9 protein-coding genes and 1 pseudogene are annotated in these 7,857 nt (G+C 56.3%); 4 read left to right on the plus strand and 6 right to left on the minus strand.

Going from position 1 to position 7,857, the window contains the following annotated elements; genetic code table 11:
• Positions 1-164 precede the first annotated feature (164 nt).
• Together ACZYSM_RS23960 and pcrP are read right to left on the minus strand one after the other, a co-directional pair.
• On the minus strand, positions 165-428 hold the full coding sequence (locus tag ACZYSM_RS23960; protein WP_489075281.1) for a DUF4404 family protein: 264 nt from the start codon (positions 426-428) through the stop codon (positions 165-167).
• Between the two features lie 122 nt (positions 429-550).
• On the minus strand, positions 551-1,177 hold the full coding sequence (gene pcrP / locus ACZYSM_RS23965) for an HAD superfamily inactivated hydrolase PcrP (protein ID WP_489075283.1): 627 nt from the start codon (positions 1,175-1,177) through the stop codon (positions 551-553).
• 204 nt (positions 1,178-1,381) lie between these two features.
• On the opposite strand from pcrP, the gene ACZYSM_RS23970 reads away from it, so the two are divergent.
• Positions 1,382-2,068, plus strand: coding sequence for an MlaA family lipoprotein (locus ACZYSM_RS23970; protein ID WP_489075285.1), 687 nt, complete (start codon positions 1,382-1,384; stop codon positions 2,066-2,068).
• A gap of 60 nt (positions 2,069-2,128) precedes the next feature.
• Here ACZYSM_RS23970 and ACZYSM_RS23975 read toward each other — a convergent pair whose 3' ends face one another.
• Positions 2,129-2,428: a PilZ domain-containing protein gene (locus tag ACZYSM_RS23975; RefSeq protein ID WP_489075287.1), complete on the minus strand. Its 300-nt coding sequence runs from the start codon at positions 2,426-2,428 to the stop codon at positions 2,129-2,131.
• Between the two features lie 277 nt (positions 2,429-2,705).
• Between ACZYSM_RS23975 and rssB the strand changes: the two genes are divergently transcribed.
• Positions 2,706-3,887 (plus strand): two-component system response regulator RssB, encoded by a 1,182-nt coding sequence (gene rssB, locus ACZYSM_RS23980; protein ID WP_489075300.1) that lies wholly within the window; start codon positions 2,706-2,708, stop codon positions 3,885-3,887.
• A complete protein-coding gene (rssC, locus tag ACZYSM_RS23985; RefSeq protein ID WP_068587814.1) occupies positions 3,887-4,369 on the plus strand; it encodes an anti-sigma factor antagonist RssC in 483 nt (160 codons plus the stop codon). Before rssB ends, rssC begins: the two co-directional genes overlap by 1 nt.
• Positions 4,370-4,457: 88 nt before the next feature.
• Here the strand turns inward: rssC and tal are convergent, their stop codons facing one another.
• A complete protein-coding gene (gene tal, locus ACZYSM_RS23990) occupies positions 4,458-5,384 on the minus strand; it encodes a transaldolase (RefSeq protein ID WP_489075290.1) in 927 nt (308 codons plus the stop codon).
• Between the two features lie 179 nt (positions 5,385-5,563).
• Positions 5,564-6,565 carry a tRNA dihydrouridine(20/20a) synthase DusA gene (dusA, locus tag ACZYSM_RS23995; protein WP_489075292.1) on the minus strand — a complete coding sequence of 334 codons (1,002 nt, stop codon included), beginning with the start codon at positions 6,563-6,565 and terminating at the stop codon, positions 5,564-5,566.
• Positions 6,566-6,835: 270 nt separating this feature from the next.
• On the opposite strand from dusA, the gene ACZYSM_RS24000 reads away from it, so the two are divergent.
• Positions 6,836-7,303 carry a cupin domain-containing protein gene (locus tag ACZYSM_RS24000; protein ID WP_489075294.1) on the plus strand — a complete coding sequence of 156 codons (468 nt, stop codon included), beginning with the start codon at positions 6,836-6,838 and terminating at the stop codon, positions 7,301-7,303.
• Positions 7,304-7,730: 427 nt separating this feature from the next.
• On the opposite strand, the pseudogene ACZYSM_RS24005 reads toward ACZYSM_RS24000, so the two are convergent.
• A pseudogene (locus ACZYSM_RS24005) lies at positions 7,731-7,857 on the minus strand (IS630 family transposase); the annotation flags it as partial.

Below are 7,857 nucleotides of genomic sequence, written 5' to 3' on the forward strand. Positions count from 1 at the left end.
GTCCGTACGCGGCCCGAACCTTCGGCAGCTCCTACGAGTATTGCGTACACCTGATAATTTGCGGGTGTACGGAACCACTCGCCGGTGTTCGCTAGACTGCGTTCATTGCCGCAAAAATGAAAAAGCCCCGCTTTAAAGAGCGGGGCTTTTGTATGTTGGGGGGCCTAGATTCCCATGTTGCCTAGCGCGAGCACGATATTGCGCAAGGTGCCGGCGATCGCGGGATGATCAACTTCGAAGCGTTCTACGGCGAGGTTTACGCCATCGGCCAGGTTGGTGCCCTGAGTTTTTTTCTCAAGTTCGAGCTCAAGCTCGATCTGTTGCATCAGCAATTGCAGATCGGCGCGTTCTGCTTCCGAAAGCGGTGGGTTTTGCTCCAATTGCTCGCGCAGGGTATTGAGTTGTTCTTGCAGTTCGCGGGCAGGCATGGCGTTCTCCCTCTATTGATAGGCACAGGCATGGACCGCGGCAGTTGCCTAAAGGTCCATACCCAGACCTTAGAGTAATCCACTCCATCGCCGCGTGCATGATCTCGATCAAGATCGGTCGATCAGGGTTTTTCACCCTTAAGTCGCCGCAGGCCGATGTCCGCGAGGCAGGTCGTGAGTTCGCCCAAATGATCGATCACCGAATGCACACCGAGGCCAAACAGTTGCAGCGTTGCCTTGCCGCGTTTGTGCTCGCGCTCTTGCTGGCTCAAAGCCTGCCATTCGCTGGGCGCAAGTCCGCACAGTGAGCCGCATGATGCCAAGCCGATAGTCCAAAGCCCGGCGTTGAGGCCGGACTGCAGCAAGCGCGGTTCACCGCTGACCAGTACGCAGCCATCCAGGCGACTGACATTCAGCGCCATCAGTGCCTGCCAGCAGGCGTTTGGGGCCGGCCATTGGCTAGCGGCTCCGGCATTGTGGGTGGGTTTGATCCAATCCGGCAACGATACCGCGAGGGCATGGCTGACCCCATGCGGCAGCTCATCCAGCCAAGCGCAGGGGACACCCTGGCGTTGCAAGCTGTGCAGAATATCCAGCGCGCCAGGAGTGGCGTTGGCGGGTTCGTGGGGGGGCTGATTGGCACCGTGTTGGCGCGTCCGGGCGCCGAAATCGACCAGGCAGCCACTGAGGCCGAAAAGCACGGCGGTCAGGGCAGGAGCAGCTACGGGTAAGGCTTCAGCGTGCGGCATATCAACGTCCCTGAAATAGCATCGCAGGCTAATCGTTGCCGATGACAATTGAGTGACGACTGTGTAAATGGAATAGTACAAAGCCGAGTCTGTTGTAAGACTCCTCTGGGGGGATGCTGCCTAATCGAGCGGTTCCGCTTTATACTAGCTCGCTTACCGCCAGGGCATAGCGCCCGCGACAGAACAAACCAAGGAGTTTCTGCTATGCGCTGGAGCAGTCGTTTAGTTCAATTGTGTGTGTGTACCAGCATCATGTTGGTTCCGTTTGTGGCTCAGGCCGGGGAAGAAGACCCTTGGGAAAGCATCAATCGGCCGATTTTCCGGTTCAACGATCTGCTTGATACCTATGCCTTGAAACCCTTGGCGCAGGGCTATCAGGCAATCACCCCGCAGTTCCTCGAAGACGGCATCCACAACATGTTCCGCAACATCGGTGACGTTGGCAACCTGGCCAACGACGTCTTGCAGGCCAAGCCTCGCGCCGCTGGCGTCGACACCGCGCGCTTGTTGATGAACACCACGCTCGGCGTGGCCGGGTTCTTCGATCTGGGCACCAAAATGGGCCTGCAGCGCAACGATGAAGACTTCGGTCAGACCCTCGGCCACTGGGGCGTGGGCAGCGGTCCATACGTGATGCTGCCGTTCTTTGGTCCGAGTACTCTGCGTGATGCACCCTCCAAGTACGTGGACAGCTACACCGAACCCTACCGTTATATGAATGACATTCCGGCGCGCAATATGGCATACGGCCTGCATGTGATCGATACCCGCGCCAGCCTGCTGTCGGCCGAGAAGCTGATCAGTGGCGACAAATACGTGTTCATCCGCAACGCCTATCTGCAGAACCGCGAGTTCAAAGTCAAGGATGGCAAGGTTGAAGACGACTTTTAAGCCTGACTCTGCAAACCAGGAAGGCGGCCAATTGGCCGCCTTCTGCGTTTCTGTCCCGGATTAATTCATGTTCAGGATTGTAAGCCCAAGTTTCTGACTGCCGCCGTCCTGTTCTTTAATCCAGACTACCTCGGTGTCGGCTTCCAGACCTTTGAGGGCGGTATGTTCAGAGTCAATCCGTATGCTCAGCCTGTCGCCCACGTTGAATGAACGCTGAGCCTGGACTTGCATGCCACTGCTGGAAAGGTCCACGCAGACGGCTGGAATCACTTGGCCGGCGTGGATCAGGGTGACCTCTGCATTCACCCGCATGCGGATGTAATCGCGTTTTTCACTATAGTCACGATCATTTTGATTCATGGGCTCTATCCTTCAATTCCGTTCCGGTTTTGCTTGTTCTTATAACTCCCGGTGATTTGCGGAGAAAAGACGTCAAGCGACCATCGGCATGAGCTTGAAACGCCCCGCGGATGGGAGTACCGTCTGCGCCTTAGAAGGGCACCTCTGATTAACGCGCGAGTAGGGCAATAGCTCCAAAGGCTGCGACTCAGAGAGGCTAGAAAGCGAATCCAGTAGAGTGAGCCCGGTCAACACCCAGCTCACCTACGCCAACCTAATTCTGGCGCCGTTTGCCCACATGCAAAAAACCAGTGCCACGCTGCTGATAATCGATGACGACGAAGTAGTGCGCGCGAGCCTCGCGGCCTATTTGGAAGACAGTGGATTCAGCGTCCTTCAGGCCAGCAATGGCCAGCAAGGTCTTAAGGTATTCGAGCAAGCAAAGCCCGACTTGGTGATCTGCGATCTGCGCATGCCGCAGATGGGCGGACTCGAGTTGATTCGTCAGGTGACTGACCTTGCTCCGCAAACGCCAGTGATCGTTGTCTCTGGCGCGGGCGTCATGAACGACGCTGTCGAGGCCTTGCGCCTCGGTGCGGCGGACTACCTTATCAAACCCCTGGAAGATCTGGCTGTGCTCGAGCACTCTGTGCGCCGGGCCCTGGATCGTGCGCGTCTGCTGCTGGAAAACCAGCGCTACCGCGAGAAGCTGGAAACCGCTAACCGCGAGCTCGAAGCCAGCCTGAACCTGCTCCAGGAAGACCAGAACGCTGGGCGTCAGGTGCAGATGAACATGCTGCCGGTCAGTCCCTGGACGATCGATGAGTTTAAGTTCGCGCACCAAATCATTCCGTCTTTGTACCTTTCCGGTGATTTCGTTGACTACTTTCGGGTCGACGAGCGTCGGGTAGCGTTTTATCTGGCAGACGTTTCCGGTCATGGCGCGTCTTCGGCATTCGTCACGGTGCTGTTGAAATTCATGACCACGCGGTTGTTGTTCGAGTCCAAGCGCAATGGCACTTTGCCGGAGTTTAAGCCTTCGGAAGTCCTTGGCCATATCAACCGTGGCCTGATCAGCTGTAAGCTGGGCAAACATGTCACGATGGTCGGTGGAGTCATCGACGAGGAGACGGGTTTGTTGACCTATAGCATTGGCGGTCACCTGCCATTGCCTGTGTTGTACACCCCAAACAGTGTTTGCTATCTGGAAGGGCGTGGTCTGCCGGTGGGCTTGTTCAATGAAGCCACCTACGAAGATCGCGTAATGGAGTTGCCGCCGGTATTCAGCCTGACGCTGATGTCCGATGGCATTCTGGACCTTTTGCCCGAACAGACACTCAAAGAGAAAGAGGCCGCCTTACCTGAACGGGTGAGAACGGCGGGCGGCAGCCTGGATGGTCTGCGGCAGGTTTTTGGATTGGCCACGCTAGGGGAGATGCCGGATGATATCGCCCTGTTGGTGTTGAGCAGGAATCTTTAATGAGTACCGGTAGAATCCAGTTCGCCGAGCAGGACGGCACCTTCGTCCTGAAGTTCGTCGGTGAAGTTCGCCTGACCCTTTGTTCGGCGTTGGATGCGACTATTGAGAGGATCTTCACTGCGCTGAATTTTTCAGCGATCGTGATCGATCTGACCGAAACCCGCAGCATCGACAGCACGACACTTGGCCTGCTGGCCAAACTGTCGATCCTCTCGCGGCAAAAGGTCGGCCTCTTGCCGACTGTCGTCACCACCCACGAAGACATCACCCGGCTTTTGCAGTCGATGGGCTTCGATCAGGTGTTCAACATCGTTGATCGTCCGATCCCGTGCCCGGAATGCCTGACCGACCTGCCATCCCAGGATCAGTCGGAAGAAGTGGTGCGGATCAAAGTGCTTGAAGCGCACAAGATTCTCATGGGCCTGAACGACTCCAATCGCGAAGCTTTCCACGACTTGGTGAACGCCCTGGAGCGTCACTGATAGCATCACGCTTTAGCGCATAAAAAAGGGCGAACCCGCGAGGGTCCGCCCTTTTTGCATGTGCCCGATTCTGATTAGAGCTTGGCGATCAGAGCTTGGCAGTCAGCAGCGCTTCGAGTTTTTCCTGGTCACGGGCAAACTGACGAATACCTTCCGCGAGTTTCTCGGTGGCCATCGCGTCCTCGTTCGAGGCCCAGCGGAACTGGCTCTCGGTCAGGCTCTGACGGGCTTCGCCGGCATGGCCTGGCGCCAGTTTGCGCTCGAGTTTGCCAGTGTCTGCAGCCAGTTTTTCCAACAGGTCAGGGCTGATGGTCAGGCGATCACAACCGGCCAATTGCTCGATCTGGCTCAGGTTGCGGAAGCTGGCGCCCATCACCACGGTCTTGTAGTCATTGGCCTTGTAGTAGTTGTAGATGCGGGTGACCGACTGCACGCCCGGATCATCGGCGCCGGTGTAGTCGTTACCGTTGGCTTTTTTGTACCAGTCGTAAATCCGGCCTACGAACGGCGAGATCAAGAACACCCCGGCATCGGCACAGGCAACCGCTTGGGCGAAGGAGAACAGTAGGGTCAGGTTGGTCTGGATGCCTTCGCGCTCCAGTTGCTCGGCGGCGCGGATGCCTTCCCAAGTAGAAGCAACCTTGATCAGAACGCGTTCACGGCCAATGCCCGCCTTGTCATACAGCTCGATCAGACGGTGCGCGCGCTTCAATACGGCGTCAGTGTCGAACGACAGACGCGCATCCACTTCAGTGGAAATACGCCCTGGAATCACTTTCAGAATTTCTTGCCCAACCGCCACGCCAAAGCGATCACTGGCCAAACCGACATCGCCTTTACAGTCGCTGACACAGGCGTTCAGCAACTCGGCATAACCTGGAATGGCCGCAGCTTTGAGCAGCAGTGAAGGGTTAGTGGTGGCATCCACCGGTTTGACGCGAGCGATAGCTTCAAAATCGCCAGTATCGGCAACAACGGTGGTGAATTGCTTGAGTTGATCCAGCTTGGAAGTCATGGGCGTGCTCTGTCCTATGGGTCTAATGACATTACCCGAGCGCTGACAGCCACTCAAGGGTGCTTATGCTTAACGACGGCCCCAAGCCGCAACAACCTGAAAACAGGTGTTTGAATAGCGGGGCGTCATCCAGATAAATTCGATGCCAAATCAGCCAGCAGGTTCAACACGGCTGGGATCTATCGACCTTCGAGCAACTGCGCCGCCTGATCCAGCAACGCCAAAGGCTCCTTGGCCTTATGGATATCCACCGAGAGCAACTGCCGAAACCGCCGTGCCCCCGGAAAGCCAGTGCCCAGCCCCAGCACGTGCCGAGTGATATGGTGCATCGACCCGCCAGTCGCCAGATGCTCGGCTATATAAGGCCGCAACCGCGCCAAGGCCTCAGCCCGCGTAATCACCGGCGCCGTACTGCCGAACAACTGCTGATCCACCTCAGCCATCACATAAGGATTGTGATACGCCTCGCGCCCCAGCATCACCCCGTCGAACCGCTGCAAATGCTCGTGACACTCCGCCAGCGTCTTGATCCCGCCGTTGAGAATAATCTCCAGCTCCGGAAAATCCGCCTTCAACTGCGCCGCCACGTCATAGCGCAAAGGCGGAATATCGCGGTTCTCCTTCGGCGACAACCCCTCCAGAATCGCAATCCGCGCATGCACAGTAAAACTCGTGCAACCGGCATCCCGCACCTGACCGACGAAATCACACAACTCGGCATAACTGTCGCGACCATTAATCCCGATCCGATGCTTCACCGTCACCGGAATCGACACCGCATCACGCATCGCCTTCACACAATCCGCCACCAGAGCCGGGTGCGCCATCAAACACGCGCCAATCATATTGTTCTGCACCCGATCACTCGGACAGCCGACGTTGAGATTGACCTCGTCGTAACCGTGTTCCTGAGCCATACGGGCGCACGCCGCTAAATCCGCCGGGACACTACCGCCTAATTGCAGGGCGAGCGGGTGTTCAGCCTCGTTGTGACGCAGGAAACGGTCGTGATCGCCGTTGAGCAGCGCGCCAGTGGTGACCATCTCTGTGTAGAGGAGGGCGTGCCTGGAGAGCAGGCGCAGGAAGAACCGGCAATGGCGATCAGTCCAATCCATCATCGGCGCCACGGAAAAGCGGCGGGAGAGGGATTGGGGTGTGGTTGGGGCGAGATCTAGGGGCATTGGGGCGTCTGTTGGATTGCGGTTTTAGCTGGGCACAGAAGTGAAGAGTGGGCTGGGCTTGGCTAGGGAGAATTCGCAGGTTAGGCAAAGAAGGGAGTTTATCAGGATTGGAGAACGATTGACTGGGTAGGGGATAGGCTGCGACTGGAAATGGTGGTCTGCCTCCATTTTCTCGGACTATTATTATCGGTTAGGCAGGCAGTCTTAGGAGGCCAATGCCTGCGTGCTCAATATCCCTGGCCTCGTTCAAACCGCGCTGAGGAGAATACGATGAACAACAAACTCGCGGCGTTATCTGTTGTCTTTACGATTGCTTGCCTTGGGTCATCAGCGGGTTGGGCTGAGACTAGCGCTTACATTATGTTTACCCCAAACGACATCCAGTGGGCCGATAACCCTGCTTTGCCAAAGGGGGCAAAAACCGCCGTCCTCCAGGGTGACCCAAAAGTTGGGCCATATATCGTGCGAGTAAAACTCCCACCGAACTATATTTTACCCGCCCATACTCATCCCGACGAGCGCACAGTCACCGTGATCTCCGGTACGTGGTATCACGGCGATGGGGATAAATTCGATGCGACAAAATTGCATGAATTTCCGGCCGGAAGCATTTATGGCGAGGGTCACGTGAGGCACTTTGGGGCAAGCAAAGGCGCAGAGGTAATCCTTCAGGTGGAGGGCCCCGGCCCAAACGGGATTGACTACGTCAACCCTGCAGACGATCCAAGAAAAAAATAGCGTTCACGCTGACACTCAGTTTGAGCGTTGAGTCAGTTAAATAAGGTCCCGTTGTGTATTTTTTCCTTGCCCCAGATAGAGGGGCAAGGAGTGGTAGTGCCGGTGATGGAAACAAACGCCGTTATCCGCCAAGTGCTCGCTACACTTCGAGTCGAGGGCGATCTGTTAGAGTTCACGATAACCGTCTGTGGGTAATTCGGAGACAGATCACGAATTCTGGATTGAATGATTAAGCAGGTGCCAAATTAATCGTGGTCTCCTTAATGAACTTTTTTTGTGATGAAAACAGGGTTCCCGCCCAAGCTGGTTGCGGGCCTTGGCGGGGTGGTGCGTTTTTCATTTTGTGAAGTGTTTGGAAGGGAAGTGAAACGCCGTTGCACAAGACACGCCCAAAGGGGGCATACAGCGAAAAGGAGAGAGGCCCGGTCTAGTGTGCTGTCTCAGAAAAAACGTTCTCTTTGGACTGTGATGCCATCGCCTCTCGCGCACGCTGGATCTTGCGCAAGATGTCTTCACCTTTTGCATTCCAGACGTATAGGCTTGGCTGAGCATTG

This window comes from Pseudomonas sp. F220 (assembly GCF_057813935.1).

Bases quoted from the DNA above. Each gene is read 5' to 3' on its own strand.
- ACZYSM_RS23970 (WP_489075285.1), top strand. From the start codon at position 1,382: ATGCGCTGGAGCAGTCGTTTAGTTCAATTGTGTGTGTGTACCAGCATC.
- rssB (WP_489075300.1), top strand. From the start codon at position 2,706: ATGCAAAAAACCAGTGCCACGCTGCTGATAATCGATGACGACGAAGTA.
- rssC (WP_068587814.1), top strand. From the start codon at position 3,887: ATGAGTACCGGTAGAATCCAGTTCGCCGAGCAGGACGGCACCTTCGTC.
- tal (WP_489075290.1), bottom strand. From the start codon at position 5,384: ATGACTTCCAAGCTGGATCAACTCAAGCAATTCACCACCGTTGTTGCC.
- pcrP (WP_489075283.1), bottom strand. From the start codon at position 1,177: ATGCCGCACGCTGAAGCCTTACCCGTAGCTGCTCCTGCCCTGACCGCC.
- ACZYSM_RS24000 (WP_489075294.1), top strand. From the start codon at position 6,836: ATGAACAACAAACTCGCGGCGTTATCTGTTGTCTTTACGATTGCTTGC.
- ACZYSM_RS23960 (WP_489075281.1), bottom strand. From the start codon at position 428: ATGCCTGCCCGCGAACTGCAAGAACAACTCAATACCCTGCGCGAGCAA.
- ACZYSM_RS23975 (WP_489075287.1), bottom strand. From the start codon at position 2,428: ATGAATCAAAATGATCGTGACTATAGTGAAAAACGCGATTACATCCGC.
- dusA (WP_489075292.1), bottom strand. From the start codon at position 6,565: ATGCCCCTAGATCTCGCCCCAACCACACCCCAATCCCTCTCCCGCCGC.